The following is a 24,504-nucleotide window of genomic DNA, read 5'->3' as shown; positions in this document are numbered from 1 at the left end:
GCCCCTGTTTGGTTTTGGTCACAGTGCTGCTAAGAATCAGTCGTCTTCATAAACGGAGCTAGCGAAATTTGCTTTTACTTCGGTGCTGAAAACTTCCGCGAAGTTATATTCGCCATCATCATGCTGCTTGTCATTTTTAGGTTTCAGGAATTGAAAAGCAACTTGTTGTACTGCATCTTCCGTATTCCCGCGATTAGACATTACATAGCCCGTTCCATTTCCGGTAAGAGATATTGAAAAATCGTCTTTATTACTATTAATAGGACTACCTAAATTTACAGACCAACCTACTTTTTTATGAAACACCTGTACCATAAATACATCCAGGCCACCATGGCCTTTGTGACCATCTGATGCATAGAAGAGGGTAGTACCTCCTGCGAGATTAGGATATAAGTCATTCTTTTTTGTATTGACCTTTTCACCAAGATTCTTGGCAACACCCATGCTGCCATCCTTGTTAATGGCAGACACATAGATATCATATTTTCCAAAAGTTCCGGGCATGTCTGAAGCAAAAAATAAGCGTTTCCCGTCTTTTGATACCGTAGGGTGCATGCTGGAGTAATATTTAGGCGATAATGCTACTTCTTTGATATTTTTCCATCTTCCATTAACCTTTTCTGCCCTGTAGATTTTGTGGACTAATTGCTTTTTGGAGAAAACACCATATTTGGGCTGTATAAAACTCGCTTTGCTAAAATAAGCTGTATTACCATCTGCCGTTACAGAAATTGGAGTTTTATAGGCGTTTTTGTAGTTAAATGTTTTATCATTCAAAACTACCGCATCATTTTCCCCCTCAAATACCTTTTGTGCGAGATCTTCCAGGGATTCGCTGACAGGGTTAGGAAGTTCCTCAACAGGTATTCCCCTGTCGGCTATTGAATTATTTACATGGTATTCGGACTTAATTTGGGCTAACCAGTCTTTGTCATGGATTGTACCTGCAATTACCGATCCGGAAACCTTTTGAAGGGCAAATTGATAGCGCTCAGAGCAGCCAGAGTTCAGAATGCCATCTTCACTAATCGCTATCAGCTTTTTATACCAAAAAACTGCAGTTTCATAATTCTGACTTAAGAAGTTGGCATTCCCTAAATCTTCATAAATTTCATTTTCGGCATATCCTAAATTCAATAGTTCCTGATAATTACTCGCCCTTTTATTGGCTTCATAAATTTCCGGATTAACAGATTTGGAAATCTTAGGATTCTGCGAATACGATGAATAGCAAAAAAACGTTAGTAAACATCCTAAAGCTACTTTGTAGGTTAAAGTACTCTTCATAGGTCAAGATATTGGGTTATTATTGAATCCAAAGATCAAAAAATGTTTTGAGCTATGACCTAGCAAAAATTCATAGGTTTTCGATAAATCGATTCATTTATCGGATGAATGGAATAGTTGGCGGGCTGTTGTTTCTACTATAGAAGCTCTCTTAAGTACTGCTATTATTGGGAAAAAGTACTTTATAGAATTGAAAATATATTTTGGATCATTTTTTCAAAAGGAACTTCCCGAAACCTGTTAAATTTTGAAGAATTGAGGAAAAATGTCTCTTTTTTAACATGAACTAAGATTCAGTTTTGAACAATTAATACTAGATATTTAAGTATATTAATGTTTTAGAAGGCAGACTATTTTGGTTTGATAAAGGTTCGAGCCGGATGAATTTTGGGGCGAATATAAAGTATAGTAATTAATGTAACTTGACTATCTTTAAAAAAAACATCTCAGGAGAATAACTTCAATTAAAAGATATTATTGTCAGCCAGTATTTACAAAAAGTATTTTTATAACCATTAAGAATACTGCATTATAATCCAAACCATTACTAATTAAGACATTGCATGATACATTATTGGATTACAATCATAAAGATTTTAGTACTGCGCAATTTTCAGAGCCCTGTTGAAGCCGGGCAAACCATTAAACGAACATTTAAAGTCAGGTTTTTCGATTGTGATGGCCTGCGTGTAATGACTGCCTGGAAATATCCGGTATACATGGATTTTATGCGATGGGAACTTATTGGAAGATCAAAATTATACAACGCAATAGTAAAAAGAGGGTTAGCGCCAACACTCGGTTCCCAGAAGATTATCTATAGGAAGCCCTTAAAACTATGGACTAAGTTCGATGTAGTTCTGAAAACCGCAGGTTGGGATGAAAAATGGATTTACCATCTCCATAATTTTGAACAGGATGGCGAGCTTAAAGCAATAGGGATTACCCGGGCACTAATTTGGAAAAGGGATGTACCCGGCGTTCTTTCAGAGATTATGCAGGAAGCAGGTATCTCCCAAGCAAAAGAACCTCCATTATGGGTTAAAGAATTGTATGCTAATGACGCAGTTATTATATATGATAATCAACCAGTTACTAAAATATAAAAGACTTAATTTTTCTTTCGTGTTTCCCTGTGATGTTGTAGAAGCCCCTTTAAGCTCTTAAGATATTCAGTTAATGTGTATTCATCTATCCCGGGATGGTCAGCAGCAGGAAGGGTCATAGGGCTTTCCTCTAAAAACCTGTAAAGTTCCGGATATTCCGTCTCTATAGTAGTCGTGATTTCCAGAATTTCCTGTAAAACGGATTGCAGATCTTTCATGGTATTGAAGTAGTTAGATTTTGTTCTTCAATAAATCTATGGTATTCCAAATCTATTGCAAATGATCCTTGTCAGGCTTTAAACAACCGGGAGGGATGACCCTGATCATTGCCATCCTGAAAGTATTTCCTTTCTTTTGAAATACTATCTAAAGCTAGTTACCATGAAAAAAATGCTGGGGTTATTTACGCTGTTGTTTTCCACATTTATTATGGGACAACATACGGCTGATAAAAGAATATCGATCTCGGAACATCAAACAGATGATATTTATCTGGCCGGTGAAACTATAAGGATAAATGCGATAGTTGATGGGGATGTTGTGGCGGCAGCAAGAAAAATTTCAATTATAGACAGTCTTCAGGAAGATCTTATGGCAGTCGGGGCCGATATAAATGTAAGAGGCCCGGTAAAAGATGATATACGTGCCGTCGGAGGCAGGTTAATCATTGATTCAGAAGTAGGTGATGATGTGATTTTGGCAGGCGGGGAAGTAACGATCACTGAAAATGCCGTAATATATGGTAACCTGATCAATTTTTCTGGAAATATTGAAATGAACGGAGAGGTGAAAGGGATGCTTAAATCCTATTCCGGCGAAATAGTACTAAATGGCAAAGTAAGGGAGGAGGCATACCTGTATGGCGGGTCAATTTTAATTAATGGTGAAATATCAGGGACCTCAAAAATTGCAGCTGAGGAATTTGAAATTGGCAATGATGCCAGGTTTCTAAGTGATGTGGAGTACTGGTCGGAAGATCCTGAAATTAATTTTAAAAACTCCTTGATAAACGCCAAAGCCACTTACAATGAAGGCCTTATGCCGGATAAAGAGGATCTCTCCTGGAATGTCTGGAAAGGTTTTAGTTTGGTCGCATTCGGGCTCTGGGTCTTTTATGTCATTTCCGCATTTTTAATTTTAGTCCTACTGAACTGGGCATTCAATGATTTTTTTGCAGATACGGTAACCCATTTGGATAAAGAAATATTGACAAGTTTTATCTATGGACTGCTCTATCTATTAGGTATGCCTTTGCTCATTCTGTTTACATTTATTCTGATAATTGGCATTCCTGTTGGCTTGTTTCTTCTGTCGGTTTACATTTTCAGTGTTCTGTTTGGACATTTAATAGCAGCCTTGTTACTAGCCCATTACTTAAATAAAAATCGAAATTGGAATTTCTGGACTTTAATATTAGTCTCATTAGGCCTGGCTATTGTACTTCGATTACTAACCCTGATACCATTTTTGGGCAGTTTAGTATCTATAGCAGTAATTGCCATTGGTTACGGATTATTTTTACTGGTTTTCCTACAAAAGCGAAAAAACAAACTAAAAATAGCGCAATAATGTTGTTAAAAGAAGAACATAGATCCATTGAAATTCCCCTAAGAAAAGTCGTTTTAAAAGGAAATCTTTCAGTTCCGGAAAATGCCGGGGCATTGGTGCTTTTCTCACATGGTAGCGGCAGCAGCAGGTTGAGTCCCAGAAACAACTATGTAGCAAGTGTATTGCAGCAAGAGGGGCTGGGCACCCTATTGTTTGATCTCCTAACCGAAGAAGAAGATAGGCTTTACAAGACCCGTTTCAACATCGACCTATTGACCCGAAGGTTGATTGCCGTAACAGAATGGATAAAAATGCAAGAGGAAACCAAAGGACTTCAAATAGCTTATTTTGGGGCCAGTACCGGAGCTGCTTCCGCCTTGGGGGCTGCCGCTTACTTTGGTGATGAAATTGTGGCAGTGGTCTCCAGGGGTGGGAGGCCGGATCTTGCCATGTCCGAATTGCATGAAGTTACAGCACCCACACTCTTGATTGTTGGCGGATGGGACAAAGTGGTAATTGGCTTAAATAAAAAAGCCTATGATAAATTAAGGTGTGAACGGAAACTGGAAATCATCCCGAGCGCCACACACCTTTTTGAAGAGGAGGGTAAATTAGAGGAAGTTGCGGCTTTATCCGCAAAATGGTTTATAAACCATATAAACATAAATTAGATATAATGTTCAGGGATAGAATTGATGCGGGGATACAGTTGGCAGATGAGTTGCTGCCGTATAAGGATCAAAACGTAGTGGTTTTAGCTATTCCAAGAGGTGGGTTACCTTTGGGGGCAATAGTGGCTAAAACCTTGCAGACCCCACTGGATGTTGCCTTGTCTAAAAAAATAGGGCATCCATATAACCGGGAGTACGCCATTGGTGCTGTTAGCATGGAACAAATTGTTCTCAATGACGTTGCCGGAGTCCATCAGCGTTATATAGACGAAGAAACAACTCGTATCAGGGAAAAATTAAAAAAAAGACAAGAGCAATACTATAAAACCCGCAAACCTCAGGAATTAAAAGATAAGGTTGTGATAATCATTGATGATGGCATTGCAACGGGAAACACAATTCGTGTAACGGCAGAAATGGTCAGGGCCCATCATCCAAAAAAAGTAGTAGTAGCAATTCCCGTGGCCCCTCCTTCGGCAATTAAGAGTCTGGAAGCGTCATCCTTTGTTGATGATGTAATTTGCTTGTATACCCCCAGGGATTTTATGGCTGTTGGTCAGTTTTATGAATTTTTTAATCAGGTCTCTGATGAAGAAGCTATAAAGTTATTACAGGAAAGCTACGAGCTCAAACATGACTAGCCTTTAATAACCGCTACCGGTCTGAGTTTTGCCACTTTTTTGGCTATTCCTGAGGAGGTTACCGTATCCACAACAACTTCTATATCCTTATAGGCAATTGGGGCTTCCTCGGCAATTCCCCGGTAGGATCCCTCTACCAAAATACCTATCTCCTGAAGTTCTTTTTTTAAAATTGGAGCATTAACCACTTTTTTGGCTGCAGTCCTGGACAAATTTCTTCCTGCGCCATGGCAACAAGACCCAAAAGTAAGCTCATGACTTTTGGAAGTACCTGCCAGCACATAAGAGAAAGTACCCATGCTGCCGGGAATAATTACAGGCTGGCCGGTTTCTATATAGTTTTGAGGCAATTCGTCAAAACCCGGTCCAAACGCACGGGTTGCTCCTTTTCTATGTACAATTACTTTTTGAAGTTCCCTGTCAATACTATGAGTTTCAATTTTCGCAATATTGTGAGCCACATCATACACCAGTTTCAAAGAACTGTTTTCTCTGCCGAAAATAGTTGCCCACACATTTCGGGCCTCCCAGGTAATGAGCTGTCGGTTGCACCATGCATAGTTTGCTGCAGCACACATCGCTTTAAAATATTCTTGTCCTTCCGGGGAATCGAAAGGAACACAAGCCAGTTCACGGTCTGGCATTTTTATGCCGTATTTAGCCATGGCAGTCATCATTAAACAAATATAATCTGTAGCAACCTGATGCCCCAGTCCGCGTGATCCTGTGTGAATCATTACGGTAACCTGACCTTTTTTTAAACCGTAGGTTTTGGCAATACTATCATCAAATACTTCAGTGACATGACTTACTTCTACAAAATGATTTCCCGAACCAATGGTACCCAACTGATCGTGTCCGCGATTTTTCGCCATTGCAGAAACTGCCTTTGGTACAGCATCCGCTAATTTCCCTTTACTTTCAATATATTCAAGGTCTTCCCGGGTTCCATACCCGTGTTCCACTGCCCATTCTGCACCAATTGCCAGTACATTGTCCATTTCCTCCTGGGTAAGCCTGATTTTGCCACCTTTGCCAAGTCCTGTAGGTATTTCCTTGTTCAATTCATTCACCAAATTCTCCAATTGATCTTTGATATCCTCTATCTGCAATTGAGAAGCCAGCAGGCGAACTCCGCAATTAATATCATAACCTATTCCCCCCGGCGAAATTGCGCCATTGGGATAGGAGGTGGCGGCGACACCGCCTATTGGAAAACCATATCCTTCATGAACATCGGGCATAACCAGCGATGCTTTTTTGATACCGGGAAGGCATGCCACGTTTACCAGTTGGTTTAAAGACCTGTCTTCCAGGATATCGTCCAATAGAATTTCGTTGGCCAAGATCCAGGCAGGGACTTGCATATTATTTCGAAAAGACTTTGGAATTTCCCATAGGTAATCCTCAATTTTCCGAATATCTGCTTTTTCAACTTTCTTCATCTAGATATCAAAGATTATATGCGTTTCCCAGTTATTGTCATCATTCTTTTTAACTCGGGCCTCATGGTAGGTAACCCCTTTTATTTCCCTGTCGAACTGATCAAACCAAATACCAAATAACTGCGCCTCTAACTTGTTTTCTGTTAGTTCTGAGAAATAAACATTACAAAAAAGAGATTTCTGGATATTGGAGAGGGACAATACTTCGGATAAAAAATCAATTAATAAACCGGTACTGTCATTAGCGGAAACAACAACCCGCCGGGAACAGTCAAAATGAGTAATGGTCTTGCAGCCACCTTCCTTCAGTATATCGCACATTGCCTCCAGACTTTTCGTAAAGAGTTCCTGCAATGTGCGGCCACTGACTTCAATTTCAACATCGGCGGTATGTTTCACATATTGATTCATTTTTTAATTGCTTTGACCGTAACAAATGATCCTTCCCCATGCCCTTTTTTGGGGACCTGAACTTCCTCTATTTCTTCCATGTTTCCAAATAGGGTCTGATTGAAGACCAAATCCTTGAATCCGGAACTTTCAAGTACCTTGGTCAGGCGATCCACAGTATAAAAACTGGCATTTCCATAGAAATTACTTCGGTTCTTTTTAGCGATATACTCTTCTGCCACACTACGTTCTTTATCCAAAAAGCCAATGATAATAGCCCCATTGGGCTTGAGTACCCTATGTGCTTCACGAAAGGCTCTTTTTATATCGGTTAGGAAACAGACGGTGACAAAAAGAACAAAATCAAATTGTAAGGCGGCATAGGGCAAATGTTCAGCAGTTCCTTCCATAATTTCAATACCTCTTTTTATGGCTTTTGCAGCCATTTCCCTGGATGGTTCTATACCTTCCTTAATACCTAATGGTTTTGAAAATCTACCGGTACCGAGTCCAACTTCTATACCGCTAATGTTTTGAGGCAGTTCCAAAAACTGTTCCTGAAGGGCCAAAACCTCGGATTGATAGACCTCTGGATGGTCCTCGTACCATTTTTCATACTGAGACACATGGGTGTCAAATGTTTCTATAATTGCCATATCTTTTTATTTTATCTCAATATGACAAGAAAAAGGGGAATGCAAAATGACCTAAATCAGTCCAATGGAATTTAACATACGATTAGATTATTTTTAACAGGCATAACAAAATAGGGGAACAAAAAAAACCGTCCAAAGCAGAGATCAAACATTGAACGGCATATTCGGTAAATCAAACAAAAGAAACTTTTATTCCATAATGCCAAAGGTTACCTTCGTATTTACGCGATATTCTGCAATACTGTTGTCTTTTACACTTACTTGCATGTCCTGAACATAAACGGACTTAATGTTCTTGACCGTTTTTGATGCTTCATTGATAACATTCTGCACGGCATCCTCAAAACTCTCCGTAGAGTTACCTAAAACTTCTATTACTTTTAATACTGACATAATTATTTATTTTAATTGTTTACAAATTTGAAAAGGCTTTTAACTGATACTGATATTGTTCTCCCGGACTAAATTGTCATTTTCATTTGCATATATCCATCATGGCACCGGCTCTTGTTTTGGGGAACATTTAGCCAAAAGTATTTCTTTCATATTCGCTTCACAATGATTTGAATCATACCGGTTTTACGCTTAAATATTCTTCCAACTGATTTGCATCATTCCGTTAGTGTACCCTTCAATTTAAATTTGTTGTTGATCCGATCACTATTTCGTAAAGATGACTACTGTCAAAAATGAGATCATGATTAAAAATTTGGAGATAAAGGAATGTATTGAGTTATTGAACAATAACTATATAGGGCATTTGGCATTTATATCACATCAGGAGCCTTATATATTGCCTATTACATATTCTTATAATCCAAAAACTAATACAATTACAGGATATTCTTCAGAAGGCCATAAGATTGATGCAATGCGAAAAAATGATCTGGTTTCCCTTGAAGTAGAAGAAATAACATCTGTGAACGACTGGCGATCTGTACATGTTCAAGGTACATTCGAAGAACTGCAGGGAATTGATGCAAAGTACCTTTTACATGAGTTTGCTCAAAAAGTAAAAAAATTAGTTGCACAAAAAGAGGGGTCACAGCCGGAATTTATAAGTGAATTTTCCAGCAAAATATATGGGCAAGGTATCCCTATAGTATACAGGATAAGGATTCAGGAAATTACAGGAAAGTTCAGGGAATCCAAAAATTAGGATGTAGTTTTTGGTTAAAACTTTAGTTTGATTGCTTAGGCGGAATTAATAGAATTATATATTTCATTTAAAAATAAAGACAATGAAAAAATACCTTAAGTATTTTAGTGAAATAGGCATACAGGATGTTTCTTTGGTAGGTGGTAAAAATGCCTCTTTGGGAGAAATGTATAATGAACTCACTTCTCAGGGTGTAAATGTCCCAAATGGTTTTGCTATAACTTCCCATGCATTTTGGGATTTTTTGGATGAAAATTCACTGCGGAATCCTTTACAAACTATATTAACCCAGTTAGATACCCAAACCTATGCAAATTTAAATCAAATAGGGGAGAAGGCCCGTAATCTGATATTGGGAGGAAAGTTGTCCTCAGATCTTTCACAAAAAGTTATGGAAGCCTATCGGGGGTTATCAGAGGATGAAAATTGTGCTGTTGCTGTGCGAAGCAGTGCCACGGCAGAAGATCTGCCCGAAGCAAGTTTTGCGGGCCAGCACGATACATTTCTCAATATTGAAGGGGAAAGTGCATTGCTCGGGGCCGTTAAAAAGTGTTTTGCTTCACTTTATACAAACAGGGCTATAAAATATCGGGATGAAAAAGGTTTTAAACATGCAGAGGTTGCCCTTTCTGTCGGGATTCAAAATATGGTCCGTGCAGACAAAGGTTGTTCGGGGGTAGGCTTTACGATTGAGCCTGAATCTGGTTTTGAGAACGTCATCTTGCTATCAGGTGTTTGGGGATTGGGAGAGAACATTGTTCAGGGGGCTGTGAACCCTGATGAATATTATATATTCAAACCTATCCTTGAAGAGGGCAAATTTCCTATACTCCAGAAAAAAATGGGGGATAAGAAATTAACGATGATCTATTCAAAGTCCAGTGAGAATAACCCAACAATAAATATAGATACACCCTTACCCAGGCAGCGCCAATTTGTTTTATCTGATGAAGAAATAATTACCCTGGCACATTGGGCTTCCGCCATTGAAAAGCATTACCGGAAACCTATGGATATTGAATGGGCAAAGGATGGACTTACCAATAAACTATATATCATTCAGGCCCGTCCGGAAACCGTGCATTTTAGTAAGAACAAGAACCTGTATATTCAATATAAACTAGAGGAAAAAGGTAAAGTATTGGCTTCGGGAAATGCTGTGGGTTCCAAAATTAAAGTTGGGACAGCCCGTCTGTTAAATTCTCCAGGGGAAGCTAAAAACCTTTCTAAGGATGATATTTTTGTTACCGATACCATTACCCCGGATTGGGACCCCTTGCTAAAACAGATTGGCGGCATAATTACCAATAAAGGAGGAAGAACTAGCCACGCTGCCATTGTAGCAAGGGAACTGGGAGTTCCTGCAATCGTAGGATGCCTTAGAGCTACGACAGTTCTGAAGGAAAGTGATACTATTACCTTATCCTGTTCACAGGGTAAAACAGGTTATATATATCAGGGTAAACTTTCTTTTAGTGAGCAAGAGATAGACTTTTCCAACATACGGATGCCACATACGGAAGCTAAAATGATACTGGCCGATCCCGAAAATGCATTTCAGTTGTCATTTTACCCAAACGATGGGGTAGGCTTATTGCGAATGGAATTTATAATAACGCATTCCGTAAAGGTACACCCCATGGCATTGGTTAAGTTTGATGAGGTACAAAATACCACGGAAATAGAACAAATAGAAAAACTTACAGTAGGCTACGAAAACAAGCAGGACTATTTCATAGATCAACTCTCACAAGGCATTGCCACTATAGCTGCTGCCTTTTACCCTAAAGAGGTCATAGTTAGGCTGAGCGATTTTAAAACCAACGAATACGCCAACCTCATAGGTGGTAAGGCTTTCGAGCCAAGAGAAGAAAACCCCATGCTGGGATTTAGGGGGGCATCCAGATATTACAGTGAGCTCTATAAAGAAGGTTTTGCCCTGGAATGTGCGGCTATCAAAAAAGTACGGGAGACCATGGGACTCGACAACCTTAAGGTAATGGTTCCTTTTTGCAGGACATTGGAGGAAGGCAAAAAGGTGGTGGCCATCATGGAGGAATACGGGTTGAAAAGAGGTAAGAATGGTCTTGAAATTTATACCATGGTAGAGATTCCCAGTAATGTTATTTTGGCAGAGGAATTTGCCGGGATTTTTGACGGGTTCTCCATAGGATCCAACGATCTGACCCAGCTGACCTTGGGAATCGATCGAGATTCAGAACTTATGGGCAAACTGTTTGATGAAAACGACCCTGCTGCCAAAAAGATGATTTCCATGGCAATAGCATCTGCTCGAAAAACCAATACAAAGATTGGATTGTGCGGTCAGGCACCAAGTGACTTCCCGGAATTTGCAAGGTTTTTGGTCAAAGAAGGCATAAACAGTATATCCTTCAATCCGGATGCCCTTATACAAGGCATTGAAAACATTAATAGGGCAGAGCAGAGTATTATGAGTTTAGGACAGACGGCAGACAGCAATTGAAGGAATTTACTTTAGGCAAAATTTTTGCAACAATTGGTTAAATAGCCAATCTAACGCTTATCTCCATAAAAAAGTTAGCATGGCATTTGCCAATGCTAACTTTTTTGCTGGCTTATGAAATAAAGTGGTCTGGTCAATTCTAGGCTGACCAGGAACATTCACTGAGTTCTGATTTCAGGAATCTAACCCGAAAGCATAATATTGTTTCCCGGGCATATCCTCGTATACTCCTTCCAACATTACGCCACCTTTTTTGTTTTCCAGAATCGCCACCAGTTCTTTTACATTAGTCACTTTTTTACCATCTACATGTGTAATGATATATCCGGGACGTATTTGGGTTTTTTGGCGTAGCAACCCGGGGTAAAGATTAACTACTCTTACACCACCATCCAAATTCAATTTTTTGGCAGTTTCCTTATCCAGTGTTTCAAAATCAGCTCCCAGATAATTCAGCATTTCCACATTTTCTTTTTTTGTAATATCCGTAGAGCCCTTTACGTTTTCCAGGGTAACCTGATATTCTCTTTCTTGTCCCTTTCGATTCACAATTACAGAGATTTTGTCTCCTGGCCTGTGGCGGGCTATGATTTCCTGTAATCTTGGCGAAGTAGCTACATCTATTCCGTCTACCTTAACAACTATATCTCCGGCCTTAATACCTGCCTTTTCAGCAGCACTGTCTTCGTTGACACTTTCAATCCAGACCCCTTTAATGAAATCAATATTTTTTTCTTTTGCTAAATTGCCGGTCATCGTGGCAATGGTAACGCCCAGGATTCCGCGCTGCACACTTCCATATTTCAATAGATCAGCTATTACTTTTGTAACTATATTACTGGGTATGGCAAATCCGTATCCGGTATAGCTTCCGGTTCTGCTGGCAATAGCCGTGTTGATACCCACGATATTCCCGTCAAGGTCTACAAGGGCACCACCGCTGTTACCGGGATTAATGGCTGCATCTGTCTGTATAAAGCTCTCTACGGCAAGTTTCGCAGGGTTGATATTGATGTTACGTGCTTTGGCACTCACAATGCCCGCAGTAACCGTAGAATAAAGGCTATAGGGGTTTCCAACGGCCAATACCCATTCCCCGATTTCCACCTTATCTGAATCTACAAAAGATAAGGCTTTTAAATCCGTGCCCGTAATCTGCAGTAAGGCCAGATCGGTGGTTGGGTCTGCACCAATTACAGTTGCCTTATAGGTTTCATTATTGTGAAGTGTAACTTCCAGCTCCGTGGCATTTTGTATAACGTGGTTATTGGTTACGATATGTCCTTTTTTGTCAATAATTACACCAGAACCCGAACTGTACATCGGTTGCCGGGGCATATTCTCCGGCATTTGAAAACGATCTCCGAAAAAATCACGAAAAAGATCGGGTAAGTCAGGGGGCAGTATATCTGTATTGTCGATTGAAGCGGTCTGGGTTGATCTGATATGTACCACAGCATCCAATACCTTTTTTGCGGTTTCTGTAAAATCAACCGGACCTCTCTGGACTTCCCCCTGGTCATTTTGGTAGTTCCGGTCAGCGCTACTTTCTGCATAAAATTGCGGCAGATCCATATCGCTGCTTTCGGTTAAACCATTTATATCCTTACATGATGCCAGTGAAATAGTTACCAGCCCTATCAATAGTATTATGATACTTCTTTTTAGTTTTTTCATGGTTTTGAGTTTATAATGTTATTATATCAACTTCTTCTTCCGGGTGTATTTCTATTGCTTCTGCCCCTATTGGCATTATGTTCCTCATGATACCTTTGGATATCATCGTTACGATATCCTTTTACACGTTCATACCTTGAACGCCGCAGATCTAAATTGCGATATCGCGGTGGCAAGAAGTTTCGCCTAACCCAGACTCCCCCATCCAAATAGATATAGGTCCGTGCCGATAGGTCATAGTAAAAAAAGTATTCCGGGAAATAGACATAACGAACTACTTCCACCCGGTTAGGATAGAACCATGGGGGTGGAGGTTCACTGATTCCTGTGGTCATTACAACAGGCCCACAGCTTCCAATGATGATAAAAGAAGTCAGGACCATTAAATAACGAAATTTTTTAAACCTGGTCATACCTTATAATTTTAATTACAAAATAATAGCATGTCCCGATAGTTTGTAATGACCTACATCATTTCAGGGATGGTTATATAGATATATTTTTATATCCGGTGAGTTGCCAATTATGCTATTTCAATTGGTATATGTTCATCCGGCCTGAATAAAAATTATGAAACAATCGTCCGATAAAAAAACAAATACTGATTCGGCCAAAAAAGGCAAGCCAAAACAGCCCGGGGGAGGATATAACATTAATTTGGGCTATATTTTGCTTTTTACGACACTTCTATTGTTTTATATTTTTTCAAACCCTGTTGCTGTTACCAAAGAAATAACCTGGCAGGAGTTTGAGACTTCGATGCTTTCTCAACATGAGGTTGCGAAAATAGTGGTTGTCAATAAGGAGGTAGCAGAAATATATATTAAAGAAGAAAGTCTTACAGATTCAAAACACCAATGGATTAATGATAAGGCCATTAATTATAAAACAGGACCACACTATGCGATCCAGATTGGTTCAGTGGAAAGTTTTGAAAACAAAATGGCCATGGCACAGCAAGACTTTTCTACTGAGGACAAAGTAGAAGTAAGTTATCAGAACCGTATAGATTTTTGGAATATTGTACCGTGGTTATTGCCTCTTCTTTTTTTGGTCTTGTTCTGGGGATTTACACTTCGAAGAATGCGAACCGGAGGCACATCGAACCCCTTGTTCAATTTTGGAAAATCATCTCCCCAATTAACGGAGAAAGGGCATAAAAGCAAAGTATCTTTCGATGACATTGCAGGCTTAAAAGAAGCTAAGGCTGAGGTTATCGAAGTGGTAGATTTCCTCAAACACCCGGAACATTACACTAAATTAGGAGCTAAAATCCCTAAAGGAGTTATGCTTGTTGGCCCACCGGGAACAGGGAAAACCTTAATGGCCAAGGCAGTAGCGGGTGAAGCCGGGGTTCCTTTCTTTTCCATGTCTGGTTCGGAGTTTGTAGAAATGTTTGTTGGAGTAGGCGCATCAAGGGTTCGGGATCTTTTCAGGCGTGCCAAAGAAAAAGCACCTAGTATTATTTTTATCGATGAGATTGATGCTGTGGGCCGTTCGCGCGGAAAGATAAATGCATTTCAAGCCAATGATGAAAGGGAAAGTACCCTAAATCAATTGCTGACAGAGCTGGATGGTTTTGGCCCTAATACAGGAGTAATTGTTTTAGCTGCCACTAATCGCCCGGATGTTTTGGACAAGGCCTTATTAAGGCCCGGAAGATTTGATCGGCATATCTACCTTGAACTGCCCAATAAACAAGAACGAATTGAAATTTTCGGGGTTCATATACGGGACCTTAAATTATCTAAAAATGTAAACGTTCAGGAGCTGGGTGCATTGAGTCCGGGATTTTCGGGAGCTGATATAGCCAATATATGCAATGAAGCTGCACTCATCGCTGCACGTAAAAAGAAGGAGGAGGTTGAGCAGGAAGATTTTATGGAGGCCAGGGATCGGGTTGTTGGAGGACTGGAGAGAAAGAGCAAAATAATTTCTGCTAAGGAAAAGGAAATCGTTGCGCATCATGAGGCCGGGCATGCCGTTGCAAGCTGGCATTTAAAAAATGTGGATTCACTGGTCAAAGTATCTATTATTCCCCGGGGAAAATCCCTGGGTTCTGCCTGGTATCTGCCTGAAGAAAGGCAAATTGTAACAAGGGCACAGTTTGTAGACCAGATTTGTGCATCTCTTGGCGGGCGCGCGGCAGAGGAAATTATTTTTAATGAGGTTTCATCCGGGGCATTGGATGATCTGGAAAAAGTGACTAAACAGGCGTATACCATGGTCGCTTATTATGGCTTGGATAAGGAAATTGGCCCCATTAGTTATTACGACTCCACAGGTCAGAATGAACGTATGTTTGGGAAACCCTATAGTGAGAATATGGCAAAGTTAATAGATACAGAGGTGCAGGATTTGGTGCACGGTTGTTATAACCGAACAAAAAAGCTCCTTTTAGAACATAGGTCAGAACTGGAAGAACTTGCACAACTTTTATTGAAAAAAGAAATAGTTGAAAAAGATGATTTGGAAAAGATCATGGGAAAAAGGGCTATTGCTGAATTAGAAGGAGATTAATAAGTGAAAATTAAAACAAAATATCATGGAAAAAGAAGTAATTTACAACGCGGACCTGCATTTTGAACACCAGCAATGGTGGTCCGAACTCGCCTTTTGGGAGGATGAACTGAGATCTTTTAACATCAGGTTGAGCGAGTTGGTAACCCGCTGGACTGATAAGGAGGTACTTGCACAACTAGAGCATTACCAAAATGAATTTATCCTGCACAACGGCATTATTGACAAACTAAAAGAGGCTATAGAGGTACATGAAACCAGAATAGCCGGCCAAAGCCAACAGGGGCAAGATGCACTGGATACCGTACTGGTTAAAAGGCATCTGGAATTTCGGAATAAAATGGAAACCCAACGAGAGATTTATGCAGACCTTAAAAAGGAGTTCTTCCGTTTTCTAACCAAATATATGTAGTTTGCCAGGGGTAATTTCTTTTGGCCGGGTATTTTTAAGTTGGATTGGGGAGACCTTTACCTGGAGTATCATAGCTTGTTTTAATCCTGTATTCTTTAAGCGAACTGAGCATGACCTCATTATTATGAAATCATGCTCAGAATTTAAATTCCATTTCCAATCAATTATTGAAGTATTTTTTTACTATAGTCCCTTAGCATATTCAAAGACTAACCTTTTGAAACCCCTGAATTCAACTTCAAATTTAGCCATGGTGCTTTTAACCTTGTTGTGTTGATTTCTATAATCGATGTCGGCCAAACCCTCTTGTCCTTTCTGCAACCGTGCCAAAATACTTTCATGTCTCATTATGTCTTCCGACATATAATCAAATATTTCCATGTGAATTTTGTCCAGGCTTTTAAGTATTCTGCCCAATTGAGATTTTGTATTCTCTTTAGTTTCTTTTTTCTGAAGAAGGTTTGCAAAAAAACGAATCTCATCTTTCCAAAAGGCTATTGTTTCAAGCCATTCCTTGCTTTCTATATGCAAATCAATCAATCCCGTACCTAATAACACATCCGTTTTGGGGTTAGCATTTGTAGTTTTCATGTTGTTTCTTTTTTAAATCCATTTACAAATCTTTTATAAAAAGTGGTTTCAAGGCTGCTTCGCGCATCTTCCAGGAGTTGTTCAATTTCCAGGATATCTTTATTGAGTATTTTAGAGATTTCGTCCAGCTCAAATTGGTGTTGGGTAAAAAGTTCAAAAACAGCACGCATATCGGCTGGTAAATGATGCAGTACCATTTCGGTATGCTTACGAATGTTCTCTTTGCCAAGATCCCGATCCAATTTTGCCATCATATCCCTGCCGCTGTCCTCCAGGAAAATGTTTTTTAAAATATAATCATGTTTTCTATAGGAGATGTCATCCAGTTCTTCCATCATAACATAGTCGCCATCTCCATCCACGCTAAATTTTTCGGCCATACTATCCCATTCTGCTTTAGCATAGGAATCAATATTGTCCAAAAATAGTGTATCGAACTCCTCATCAGCCATAATCTCATCCAGCAGTGAATCTGCTTTTTTGAACAACCAGGGGTGGAAGTCTTTTTTGCGCTTTATTTCATCAAAGTGGTCAAATGCCTCTAAATAAAGCTGATCTGTAATATCCTCCGGCTTGTATTTTCCCCTGGGAATCAGATGTTTGGACATAGCTGTATTTAATTTCCTTTTGATGTAAAGTTTCACCTCGGGCATAACCTTTAATAGCAGTGAATTAAACTCCTCCTTTTTGCCTTCTCTTTTTAGTTGTACCAGATCGGTATAGGTTCGAGCCACAAATAGATGGAATGCTTTCTTGTTTTCGTAATAAGCAGTTGAATTTTCCATAATAAAACTTTTTATGTTATGTAAAAATGCAATCTTATCACGACCGATCAAATGATTTTGATCATTGTTGAAAATTTCCACAACTGATGCACATCATTTTGTAGAATTAAAGATTGGAATAACTTGGCAGTCAGTGCAGTGCGGGTATTAAGAAAAACTGATGCTAATGGTAATAATACACTATGGAGATAAAAATTACACATAGGGATAAGCTGTTATTTCCGGATACGGCCATTACCAAAGGTAATCTGGTTGATTATTATGAAAGGATTGCGGGCCATATGCTTCCTTTTCTCAAAGACCGCCCCCTTACGTTACATCGTTTTCCGTCCGGAATTATAAAAGAAGGGTTTTTTCAAAAGAACGCATCGGCTTATTTCCCGAACTGGATAAAAACTGCCAGAGTAAAAAAGAAAAATGGTTGGGTTAACCATGTAATCTGCAATACTGTGGATACCCTTATATACCTCGTAAATCAGGGTACGATTACTTTTCATATCACCCTTAGCAGAATGAATAAACTGGAATTTCCGGACAAACTAATTTTTGACCTGGATCCACCAAAAAACAATTTTAATGACGTGGTAGAAGGAGCCAGGACACTACGTGAAATTTTGGAAAACAGACTGGGAATGAAAACTTTCCTTATGACTACGGGTTCAAAAGGGCTACATGTGGTTATTCCCTTGAATTGCACTGAAAATTTCAACGAAGTACGCGATTTTGCTAAAAAAGCAGGCACTTATATTTGCTTTAACGACCCCGGAAAATATACAATGGCAATGCCTAAGAACCAGCGTAAAGGCAGGTTGTTATTAGACTATATGCGCAATGCATACGCACAAACCGGTGTTTGCCCGTTTTCTGTAAGAGCAATAGAGGGAGCTCCCGTGGCCACACCGCTCCACTGGGATGAACTGAATAGTAGTGCGCTGCACGCCCAAACCTATACCATTCATAATGTATTCAAAAGGTTAGAGGAGATGGAAGGTCCATGGAAGCACTTTGAAAAAAACCGTAAAAGTATCGCTGACGCCAAAACCAAACTGGAAGAATTATTAGAAGAACAAACCCATGCGGAACTTAATTAAAGACAGCTTAAACACAATGGAAAACACAGATAAACGAATCTCGATCCTGAGAAATTCGGGCAGACCTTTGAATAGTCCTTTGGATTTAAACCCCCTCATGGATGAGCTCTGCAATTCCCGTTTGGTATTATTGGGCGAAGCCTCACACGGAACCCATGAGTATTACACCTGGCGAACTGCCATTAGTAAACGTCTTATTGAAGAACATGGGTTCAATTTTATAGCTGTAGAGGGCGATTGGCCCGATTTTTATCGTGTAAACCGTTATGTAAAACATTATAATGCAAATAGCGGTAATTCCGTGGAGATCTTGAAAGAATTCAATCGCTGGCCAACATGGATGTGGGCCAACTGGGAAACAGAAGCCCTGGTATCATGGCTGCATGAGCATAATAAAACTATACCAACTAATAAAGGAGTCGGAATCTACGGTTTGGATGTTTACAGCCTATGGGAATCCATGGAAGCAATAATTGACTATTTAGAGACGCATGATATATCCCTGTTGCCAACTGCAAAAAGGGCTTTGGGCTGTTTTGAACCATTTGGTGATGAGATGGGGATGGCGTATGCAAGATCTTTACAGCGGTATTTGTCCAGGACATGTGAAAATGAAGTGGTGAAACTTTTGGGAGATATCAGACAGCGCGCAGCCTCTTATAATACGGATATTGAGGCTTCGTTAAATATAGAACAGAACGCATACATCGCCAAAAATGCAGAAAGCTACTACCGTGCTATGGTAAGCATAAATGAAAACTCATGGAACCTACGCGACTACCATATGCTGGAAACCTTAAAGCGGTTGTTAAATTTTTACGGATCAAATTCAAAAGCTATTGTATGGGAACACAATACGCATGTTGGAGATGCAAGGGCTACTGATATGGTCCTGGAAGGCTCTATAAATTTAGGTCAATTGGTAAGGGAACAACTTCCCGCCTATAATCCCCGGATTGTAGGTTTTGGTTCCAACCAAGGCACTGTTGTTGCTGCGGAAGAGTGGGGGGCGCCCATGCGAAGTATGAAGGTGCCGCAAGCAATGCAGGGGTCATGGGAATGGCTGTTACACCAAACAGGAAAAGGAGATCAATTGATTCTAATGGATGAATTAAAGGATAAAAGCGGTTTCAGAAAACATATTCCACACAGGGCTATTGGGGTAGTCTATCATCCCGGGCACGAGCAAGTTGGTAATTACGTACCCTCAATAATGACGGAAAGATATGATGCTTTTATCTATATAGACAGCTCATATGCCGTTCACCCAATGAAGGTTTTCGTAGATAGATCCCAGTTGCCCGAAACCTATCCTTGGGCGTTTTAGCAATTAGGTAATAACAACTTTGATTTGCTTAAATAGTTTGATGGCAGATATTTTCCAATCCCATGCTATAAAGATAGTGCTATCCTGCAGTTATTATACCTAAACAGGCTCCCTGGAATTAAAAGGCTGGTGATAATACCGCTTCCCCGTTGCTTTGTATAAAGCATTGGCTAAAGCGGCAAAAATAGGGGGGAAGGTGGGTTCGCCAAGTCCGGTAGGATCTATATCATTTTGAACAAAGTGAACATCAATTTCCCTGGGTGCCTCACTCATACGAATCATCTGATACCTATCGAAATTAGATTTTTCGGGCAAACCATCCTTGAAAGGTAATTCCCCATACCATGCATTCCCAATACCGTCTACAATACCTCCTTCACAAAGGTTCGTTGCTGCATCCGGATTGATCACAATACCACAATCAATAGCACAGGTAACTTTTTCAATAATGGGTTTGTCATTCTCCCATTTCATGTCCAGTACCTGGGCAGCATAGGAATTATGACAGAAATAAGCGGAAACTCCACGGCTCAAGCCATTTTCATTGCTACCCCAATTAGATTTTTCCTTTACCAGTTTCAAGACGCCGGCATAACGTTCCGCATCATATTCATTATTTTCACCTACCGGATTCTGCCCGGCTTTTTCTAAAAGCTCCAAACGGAAATCTATGGGATCTTTTCCAACTGCTTCTGACAATTCATCCAGAAAGGACTGTTCCGCACTCGCCATAAAGTTAGAGCGCGGTGCCCTAAAAGAACCAATGGTAATATTTGTATTGATTGTCCAGCTTTCTGCCAGGTAGTTATCAACGGCACCTGCAGGAAACCTATTGGCATATAAAGGGCTTTCGGGAATACCTCCCGCATTTATGTGAATTGCTGTAAGCTTGTTTTTTTCGTCCAAGGCCGCTTTATAAATAACCTGGTACATTGGTCGGTAGATGCCTCCCGTCATATCATCCTCCCGTGTGTAAATGAGTTTCACCGGAGCATTCATTTTTTGGGAGATTAGAGCTGCTTCTATGGCCCAGTGAGCATAAGAACGTCGGCCATACCCTCCCCCCAGGCGGGTCAATTGGATATCAATTTGCTCTACAGGCATTCCTAAACGAGCTGATAATGCCTGTTCAGTTAATTCTGCTTTTTGTAATGGCCCTGCCAGTGCTGCTTTCCCATTTCGTACATCGGCAAAGAAGTTCATGGGTTCCATGCAATTGTGAGCAAGGAAAGGAGCCGTATAAGTTCGCTCTATTACCCTTGCTGCATTCTTAAATGCGGCTTCAGGGTTACCATCTTTGCGTACCGTTTGACCCTGATTAAATGCCATCTCAGACATTTTAGCTTTATGATTGGTTGTACTCTCCAAACCGGCCGGGATGTTCAGGGTTTGAGCTGCTGACCCACCATAAAATCTTTTTTGTTCTGTATAGCTTTCGAAAGGTTCCCACTCCGCAGTAATTGCTTTTTTTGCATTCATTACCTCCCAGGTAGTATTTCCTACAATGGCAACAACTTCGAGAAACGTACAGGTATCAAAATGCTGCCTTTCAAAATCATCATCTAATACTTTAATTGTAAAAACATCTTTTATCCCGGGCATTGACCTGACACCTGAGTCGTCAATTGATTTTAGTTTCATACCAAAAGCGGGAGGATGGACTATCATTGCAGTCAGCATCCCTTCTTTATAGATATCAGAGCCGAATAGGGTTTGCCCTGTTGCGATTTTAAACCCATCTACATTTTTACGCGATGTGCCAATAATCTTAAAATCCTTAATTTCTTTAAGTTCAACTTCATCCGGGACAGGAATTTGGGCCGCTGCCGAAGCCATTTCTCCGTATCCTGAAGATTTGCCACTTCCTTGATGGTGCAATACTCCTGCGACTGTTGTGATTTCTTCTACGGGCACCTGCCAGGTCTGTGCGGCTGCTTCCCGAAGCATCTGACGGGCCGATGCACCGGCCATTCTAAGTCCATTCCATCCGAATCGAATGGCATTGCTGCCACCAATAAATTGACGACTGTATAAATCTGTATTTAAAGGGGCCTGCTCTATTATTACATCATTCCAGTCAATATCCAGTTCATCGGCAACGATCATGGGCATGGATGTTTTTACGTTCTGACCACCTTCAGGGTTGGGAGACATTATAGTCACCAACCCATTTTCACCAATTTTCAGATAGCCATTGATTTCAAACCATTCCTTGGGCATTCCCTTTGCCGCCATTTTTCCTGCCTCCTTAGGTTTGCAGGAATTTAGCCAACTAAAGCCCAGGACAAGGCCGCCACCTGCCAGACTGGTGTTTTTTATAAATGCGCGCCTTCCTATTTTAGTTTTTATTGTATTCATGAAATCCTGGTTTCCTTTTAAGGGCTGCATTAACGGATTAATCCAAAATGATGCTATATTATTCCGGTTATCCCACTAATGGCGGTTTATCCAGAATAAAGGGCTGATGGTAATGCCTTCTTCCGGTAGCTTTATATAAAGCATTGGCCAGAGCTCCCATGATAGGGGGGAAAGGAGGTTCACCAAGTCCGGTTGGGTCTATACCATTGTCCACGAAATGGGTTTCGATGGACTTTGGTGCCTCACTATGGCGAATCAACCGATATTTGTCATAGTTGTTCTGTTCCGGTGCACCATCCTTAAAAGTAATTGCGCTGTACATAGCATGGCCAATTCCGTCTACAACCCCACCTTCGGCCAGGTTGGTCGCTGCATCAGGGTTGACAACAATACCGCAGTCAATGGCTGATGTAACTTTTTGAACTATTGGCTGGTCGTTGTTCATTTCAATATCAAGAACCTGAGCTACATAGCTATTATGACAAAAATAGGCCGAAACCCCACGGTGCATACCTGATTTATCAGAACCCCAATTTGATTTTTCCCTGACCAATTCTAATACCCCTGCATATCGACTGGCATCATAGTCATTAGTTTCCCCTACTGGATTTTCCTGTGCCCTTTTTAATAAATCCAGTCGAAATTCTATAGGGTCTTTACCTGCCGCCTCTGCCACTTCATCCAGGAAAGATTGTTCGGCACCTGCAATGAAATTTGATCTTGGAGCCCTAAAAGCACCTGTTGTGATATTGGACTCTATGGTCCAATCTTCCGCCAGATAGTTGTCTAAAGCCCCTGCCGGAAATCGATTGGCAAATAGCGGACTCTCGGGAATTCCTCCTGCTTTGATATGAAATGCGGTTAAATTGTTTTCTGCATCCAGCGCAGCACGATAGGTAGCGGAATAGCTTGGGCGGTACGTGCCTTGCGACATATCGTCCTCCCGGCTGTAAACAAGTTTAACAGGCGCTTTTGCTTTTTGTGAGATTGCGGCTGCCTCCACCATGAAGTGCCCATAAAGTCTGCGGCCGAATCCACCCCCTTGTCGGGTCATCATAATATCTATATTTTCTAACGGAAGGCCTAAAAGTTCAGCAATGGCGGGTTCCATCCATTCCGGTGTTTGGGTAGGTCCCAGTAACTCTGCGTGATTTTCGGTAACATTGGCAAAGAAATTCATTGGCTCCATAGTATTGTGTGCCAGGAATGGGCAACTGTAGCTCCTTTCTATTATTTTAGCCGCATTCTTAAATGCATCATCGGGATTACCATCCTTGCGGACTATCCTTCCGTTTCTGGCTTTCAGCTCTTCCATTTTTGACCTGTGGGTTGCTGTGTTCTCCAAACCTGCAGGGTGGTTAACGTTCATGTCGTTCCCGAACATAGTCATGCCCACAGTTACATCCGAAGCTTTCTCCCACTCGATTTTTATATTTTTTTTCGCCTGCATTACCTGCCAGGTTGTTTCACCCAATACTACTACGACCTCATTGAATGCTGTATGGTGGAAAGCACTTCTTTTAAAGTCATCCTCGTAAAGTTTTATGGAAAATACATCTCGTATACCCGGCATTTGTTTGGCCGAGTCTGCATCAAAAGATTTAAGTTTCATGCCGAAAGCCGGTGGATGCGCCAGGGTGGCGATCAACATTCCTTCCCGTTGAACATCCAGGCCGAACAAAGGCTGGCCCGTAACAATCTTTTTTCCATCTACGTTTTTGCGCGAAGTACCAATGATAGAGAATTCTGACCGCTCCTTCAATTCTACTTCTTCTGGTACTTCCATTAAGGATGCTGCTGATGCCATTTCACCATAACCTGCTGAATTGCCACTAGCTTCATGGGATATTATACCGGCCACTGCAGTTATTTCATCTACCGGCACTTGCCAGGCCTTTGCAGCAGCTTCTTTGAGCATGTGTCTGGCAGTTGCTCCAGCCATACGAAGGGCTTGCCAGGAGCTGCTAATGGACCGGCTTCCCCCGGCTACCTGCCAGCTATAGAGGTTGGTATTAAGCGGCGCCTGTTCCACAATTACCTGTTCCCAGTTAATTTCCAGTTCGTCTGCAACAATCATTGGCATGGAGGTCTTTACGTTTTGACCGATCTCCGGATTTGGAGACATGATGGTAACCAGGCCATTATCACCAATTTTTAAATAGCCGTTAATCTCGAACCATTCCTTAGGCATTTCCCTGACAGCCATTTCTTTTGCCTGTTCCGGTTTACAAGAATTTAAAAAACTAAATCCAAGAACCAGTCCGCCACCTGCTAAACTGGTATTTTTTATAAAAGCACGTCTTCCGAATTTTGTTTTTATTGTTTTCATATTGTGATTTTCTACGTATTAGA

Annotated in this window: 22 protein-coding genes; 10 read left to right on the top strand and 12 right to left on the bottom strand. The window is 40.7% G+C overall.

What is annotated here, in order from left to right; all coding sequences use genetic code 11:
- Window positions 1-36: 36 nt before the first annotated feature.
- Window positions 37-1,290: a PD40 domain-containing protein gene (locus tag G504_RS0109795; protein WP_019669995.1), complete on the bottom strand. Its 1,254-nt coding sequence runs from the start codon at window positions 1,288-1,290 to the stop codon at window positions 37-39.
- Window positions 1,291-1,853: 563 nt separating this feature from the next.
- Here G504_RS0109795 and G504_RS0109790 point away from each other — a divergent pair.
- Window positions 1,854-2,396 (top strand): acyl-CoA thioesterase, encoded by a 543-nt coding sequence (locus G504_RS0109790; RefSeq protein WP_019669994.1) that lies wholly within the window; start codon window positions 1,854-1,856, stop codon window positions 2,394-2,396.
- A gap of 5 nt (window positions 2,397-2,401) precedes the next feature.
- Here the strand turns inward: G504_RS0109790 and G504_RS0109785 are convergent, their stop codons facing one another.
- Window positions 2,402-2,614 (bottom strand): hypothetical protein, encoded by a 213-nt coding sequence (locus G504_RS0109785; protein WP_019669993.1) that lies wholly within the window; start codon window positions 2,612-2,614, stop codon window positions 2,402-2,404.
- 163 nt (window positions 2,615-2,777) lie between these two features.
- On the opposite strand from G504_RS0109785, the gene G504_RS0109780 reads away from it, so the two are divergent.
- Genes G504_RS0109780 through G504_RS0109770 form a run of 3 tightly spaced genes read left to right on the top strand, consistent with a single transcriptional unit; the run spans window position 2,778 to window position 5,256 of the window.
- Complete coding sequence (locus G504_RS0109780; protein ID WP_019669992.1) at window positions 2,778-3,965, top strand: bactofilin family protein; 1,188 nt, start codon at window positions 2,778-2,780, stop codon at window positions 3,963-3,965.
- Window positions 3,965-4,615 (top strand): dienelactone hydrolase family protein, encoded by a 651-nt coding sequence (locus tag G504_RS0109775; RefSeq protein ID WP_019669991.1) that lies wholly within the window; start codon window positions 3,965-3,967, stop codon window positions 4,613-4,615. Before G504_RS0109780 ends, G504_RS0109775 begins: the two co-directional genes overlap by 1 nt.
- 5 nt (window positions 4,616-4,620) lie before the next feature.
- Window positions 4,621-5,256: a phosphoribosyltransferase gene (locus G504_RS0109770; protein ID WP_040444113.1), complete on the top strand. Its 636-nt coding sequence runs from the start codon at window positions 4,621-4,623 to the stop codon at window positions 5,254-5,256.
- Here G504_RS0109770 and G504_RS0109765 read toward each other — a convergent pair.
- The 4 genes from G504_RS0109765 to G504_RS0109750 form a co-directional block, all read right to left on the bottom strand.
- Window positions 5,253-6,701: an RtcB family protein gene (locus tag G504_RS0109765; RefSeq protein WP_019669989.1), complete on the bottom strand. Its 1,449-nt coding sequence runs from the start codon at window positions 6,699-6,701 to the stop codon at window positions 5,253-5,255. The genes G504_RS0109770 and G504_RS0109765 overlap by 4 nt on opposite strands.
- Window positions 6,702-7,112: an archease gene (locus tag G504_RS0109760; RefSeq protein WP_019669988.1), complete on the bottom strand. Its 411-nt coding sequence runs from the start codon at window positions 7,110-7,112 to the stop codon at window positions 6,702-6,704.
- Window positions 7,109-7,747, bottom strand: coding sequence for a class I SAM-dependent methyltransferase (locus G504_RS0109755; RefSeq protein ID WP_019669987.1), 639 nt, complete (start codon window positions 7,745-7,747; stop codon window positions 7,109-7,111). Before G504_RS0109755 ends, G504_RS0109760 begins: the two co-directional genes overlap by 4 nt.
- A gap of 189 nt (window positions 7,748-7,936) precedes the next feature.
- Window positions 7,937-8,140, bottom strand: coding sequence for a dodecin family protein (locus G504_RS0109750; RefSeq protein ID WP_019669986.1), 204 nt, complete (start codon window positions 8,138-8,140; stop codon window positions 7,937-7,939).
- A 304-nt stretch (window positions 8,141-8,444) separates the two neighbouring features.
- On the opposite strand from G504_RS0109750, the gene G504_RS0109745 reads away from it, so the two are divergent.
- Window positions 8,445-8,906: a pyridoxamine 5'-phosphate oxidase family protein gene (locus tag G504_RS0109745; protein WP_040444111.1), complete on the top strand. Its 462-nt coding sequence runs from the start codon at window positions 8,445-8,447 to the stop codon at window positions 8,904-8,906.
- Window positions 8,907-8,988: 82 nt separating this feature from the next.
- Window positions 8,989-11,391, top strand: a complete 2,403-nt coding sequence (gene ppsA / locus G504_RS0109740; protein ID WP_019669984.1) for a phosphoenolpyruvate synthase — start codon at window positions 8,989-8,991, stop codon at window positions 11,389-11,391.
- Between the two features lie 174 nt (window positions 11,392-11,565).
- On the opposite strand, the gene G504_RS0109735 is transcribed toward ppsA, so the two are convergent.
- Together G504_RS0109735 and G504_RS0109730 are read right to left on the bottom strand one after the other, a co-directional pair.
- A complete protein-coding gene (locus G504_RS0109735) occupies window positions 11,566-13,068 on the bottom strand; it encodes a Do family serine endopeptidase (protein ID WP_019669983.1) in 1,503 nt (500 codons plus the stop codon).
- 26 nt (window positions 13,069-13,094) lie between these two features.
- Window positions 13,095-13,481: a hypothetical protein gene (locus G504_RS0109730; RefSeq protein WP_019669982.1), complete on the bottom strand. Its 387-nt coding sequence runs from the start codon at window positions 13,479-13,481 to the stop codon at window positions 13,095-13,097.
- Window positions 13,482-13,638: 157 nt separating this feature from the next.
- Between G504_RS0109730 and ftsH the strand changes: the two genes are divergently transcribed.
- Window positions 13,639-15,588 carry an ATP-dependent zinc metalloprotease FtsH gene (gene ftsH / locus G504_RS0109725; protein ID WP_019669981.1) on the top strand — a complete coding sequence of 650 codons (1,950 nt, stop codon included), beginning with the start codon at window positions 13,639-13,641 and terminating at the stop codon, window positions 15,586-15,588.
- Window positions 15,589-15,613: 25 nt separating this feature from the next.
- Entirely contained in the window at window positions 15,614-16,000 is a 387-nt protein-coding gene (locus G504_RS0109720; protein WP_019669980.1) for a hypothetical protein, read from the top strand.
- 183 nt (window positions 16,001-16,183) lie between these two features.
- Here G504_RS0109720 and G504_RS0109715 read toward each other — a convergent pair whose 3' ends face one another.
- Both G504_RS0109715 and G504_RS0109710 read right to left on the bottom strand, forming a co-directional pair.
- Window positions 16,184-16,591, bottom strand: coding sequence for a hypothetical protein (locus tag G504_RS0109715; protein ID WP_019669979.1), 408 nt, complete (start codon window positions 16,589-16,591; stop codon window positions 16,184-16,186).
- A complete protein-coding gene (locus G504_RS0109710; RefSeq protein ID WP_157473231.1) occupies window positions 16,588-17,376 on the bottom strand; it encodes a sigma-70 RNA polymerase sigma factor region 4 domain-containing protein in 789 nt (262 codons plus the stop codon). The genes G504_RS0109715 and G504_RS0109710 overlap by 4 nt, the downstream gene beginning before the upstream one ends.
- Before the next feature lie 182 nt (window positions 17,377-17,558).
- Between G504_RS0109710 and ligD the strand changes: the two genes are divergently transcribed.
- On the top strand, window positions 17,559-18,467 hold the full coding sequence (gene ligD, locus G504_RS0109705; protein ID WP_019669977.1) for a non-homologous end-joining DNA ligase: 909 nt from the start codon (window positions 17,559-17,561) through the stop codon (window positions 18,465-18,467).
- Window positions 18,451-19,794, top strand: coding sequence for an erythromycin esterase family protein (locus tag G504_RS0109700; RefSeq protein ID WP_019669976.1), 1,344 nt, complete (start codon window positions 18,451-18,453; stop codon window positions 19,792-19,794). The genes ligD and G504_RS0109700 overlap by 17 nt, the downstream gene beginning before the upstream one ends.
- Window positions 19,795-19,893: 99 nt before the next feature.
- Here G504_RS0109700 and G504_RS0109695 read toward each other — a convergent pair whose 3' ends face one another.
- Both G504_RS0109695 and G504_RS0109690 read right to left on the bottom strand, forming a co-directional pair.
- Window positions 19,894-22,152 (bottom strand): xanthine dehydrogenase family protein molybdopterin-binding subunit, encoded by a 2,259-nt coding sequence (locus G504_RS0109695; protein WP_040444108.1) that lies wholly within the window; start codon window positions 22,150-22,152, stop codon window positions 19,894-19,896.
- A gap of 67 nt (window positions 22,153-22,219) precedes the next feature.
- A complete protein-coding gene (locus tag G504_RS0109690; protein WP_019669974.1) occupies window positions 22,220-24,481 on the bottom strand; it encodes a xanthine dehydrogenase family protein molybdopterin-binding subunit in 2,262 nt (753 codons plus the stop codon).
- Between the last annotated feature and the right edge of the window lie 23 nt (window positions 24,482-24,504).

The sequence above is a fragment of the Eudoraea adriatica DSM 19308 genome, from assembly GCF_000382125.1.
In the GTDB taxonomy this organism is placed as follows: Bacteria; Bacteroidota; Bacteroidia; order Flavobacteriales; family Flavobacteriaceae; genus Eudoraea; species Eudoraea adriatica.
The sequence above is the reverse complement of the archived record's forward strand: the minus strand, read 5'-3'. Positions and strand labels throughout refer to the sequence as shown.

What these genes read in the sequence shown, in the direction of transcription:
- G504_RS0109795 (WP_019669995.1), bottom strand. Translation starts at nt 1,290, where the DNA reads ATGAAGAGTACTTTAACCTACAAAGTAGCTTTAGGATGTTTACTAACG.
- G504_RS0109790 (WP_019669994.1), top strand. Translation starts at nt 1,854, where the DNA reads ATGATACATTATTGGATTACAATCATAAAGATTTTAGTACTGCGCAAT.
- G504_RS0109785 (WP_019669993.1), bottom strand. Translation starts at nt 2,614, where the DNA reads ATGAAAGATCTGCAATCCGTTTTACAGGAAATTCTGGAAATCACGACT.
- G504_RS0109780 (WP_019669992.1), top strand. Translation starts at nt 2,778, where the DNA reads ATGAAAAAAATGCTGGGGTTATTTACGCTGTTGTTTTCCACATTTATT.
- G504_RS0109775 (WP_019669991.1), top strand. Translation starts at nt 3,965, where the DNA reads ATGTTGTTAAAAGAAGAACATAGATCCATTGAAATTCCCCTAAGAAAA.
- G504_RS0109770 (WP_040444113.1), top strand. Translation starts at nt 4,621, where the DNA reads ATGTTCAGGGATAGAATTGATGCGGGGATACAGTTGGCAGATGAGTTG.
- G504_RS0109765 (WP_019669989.1), bottom strand. Translation starts at nt 6,701, where the DNA reads ATGAAGAAAGTTGAAAAAGCAGATATTCGGAAAATTGAGGATTACCTA.
- G504_RS0109760 (WP_019669988.1), bottom strand. Translation starts at nt 7,112, where the DNA reads ATGAATCAATATGTGAAACATACCGCCGATGTTGAAATTGAAGTCAGT.
- G504_RS0109755 (WP_019669987.1), bottom strand. Translation starts at nt 7,747, where the DNA reads ATGGCAATTATAGAAACATTTGACACCCATGTGTCTCAGTATGAAAAA.
- G504_RS0109750 (WP_019669986.1), bottom strand. Translation starts at nt 8,140, where the DNA reads ATGTCAGTATTAAAAGTAATAGAAGTTTTAGGTAACTCTACGGAGAGT.
- G504_RS0109745 (WP_040444111.1), top strand. Translation starts at nt 8,445, where the DNA reads ATGATTAAAAATTTGGAGATAAAGGAATGTATTGAGTTATTGAACAAT.
- ppsA (WP_019669984.1), top strand. Translation starts at nt 8,989, where the DNA reads ATGAAAAAATACCTTAAGTATTTTAGTGAAATAGGCATACAGGATGTT.
- G504_RS0109735 (WP_019669983.1), bottom strand. Translation starts at nt 13,068, where the DNA reads ATGAAAAAACTAAAAAGAAGTATCATAATACTATTGATAGGGCTGGTA.
- G504_RS0109730 (WP_019669982.1), bottom strand. Translation starts at nt 13,481, where the DNA reads ATGACCAGGTTTAAAAAATTTCGTTATTTAATGGTCCTGACTTCTTTT.
- ftsH (WP_019669981.1), top strand. Translation starts at nt 13,639, where the DNA reads ATGAAACAATCGTCCGATAAAAAAACAAATACTGATTCGGCCAAAAAA.
- G504_RS0109720 (WP_019669980.1), top strand. Translation starts at nt 15,614, where the DNA reads ATGGAAAAAGAAGTAATTTACAACGCGGACCTGCATTTTGAACACCAG.
- G504_RS0109715 (WP_019669979.1), bottom strand. Translation starts at nt 16,591, where the DNA reads ATGAAAACTACAAATGCTAACCCCAAAACGGATGTGTTATTAGGTACG.
- G504_RS0109710 (WP_157473231.1), bottom strand. Translation starts at nt 17,376, where the DNA reads ATGGAAAATTCAACTGCTTATTACGAAAACAAGAAAGCATTCCATCTA.
- ligD (WP_019669977.1), top strand. Translation starts at nt 17,559, where the DNA reads ATGGAGATAAAAATTACACATAGGGATAAGCTGTTATTTCCGGATACG.
- G504_RS0109700 (WP_019669976.1), top strand. Translation starts at nt 18,451, where the DNA reads ATGCGGAACTTAATTAAAGACAGCTTAAACACAATGGAAAACACAGAT.
- G504_RS0109695 (WP_040444108.1), bottom strand. Translation starts at nt 22,152, where the DNA reads ATGAATACAATAAAAACTAAAATAGGAAGGCGCGCATTTATAAAAAAC.
- G504_RS0109690 (WP_019669974.1), bottom strand. Translation starts at nt 24,481, where the DNA reads ATGAAAACAATAAAAACAAAATTCGGAAGACGTGCTTTTATAAAAAAT.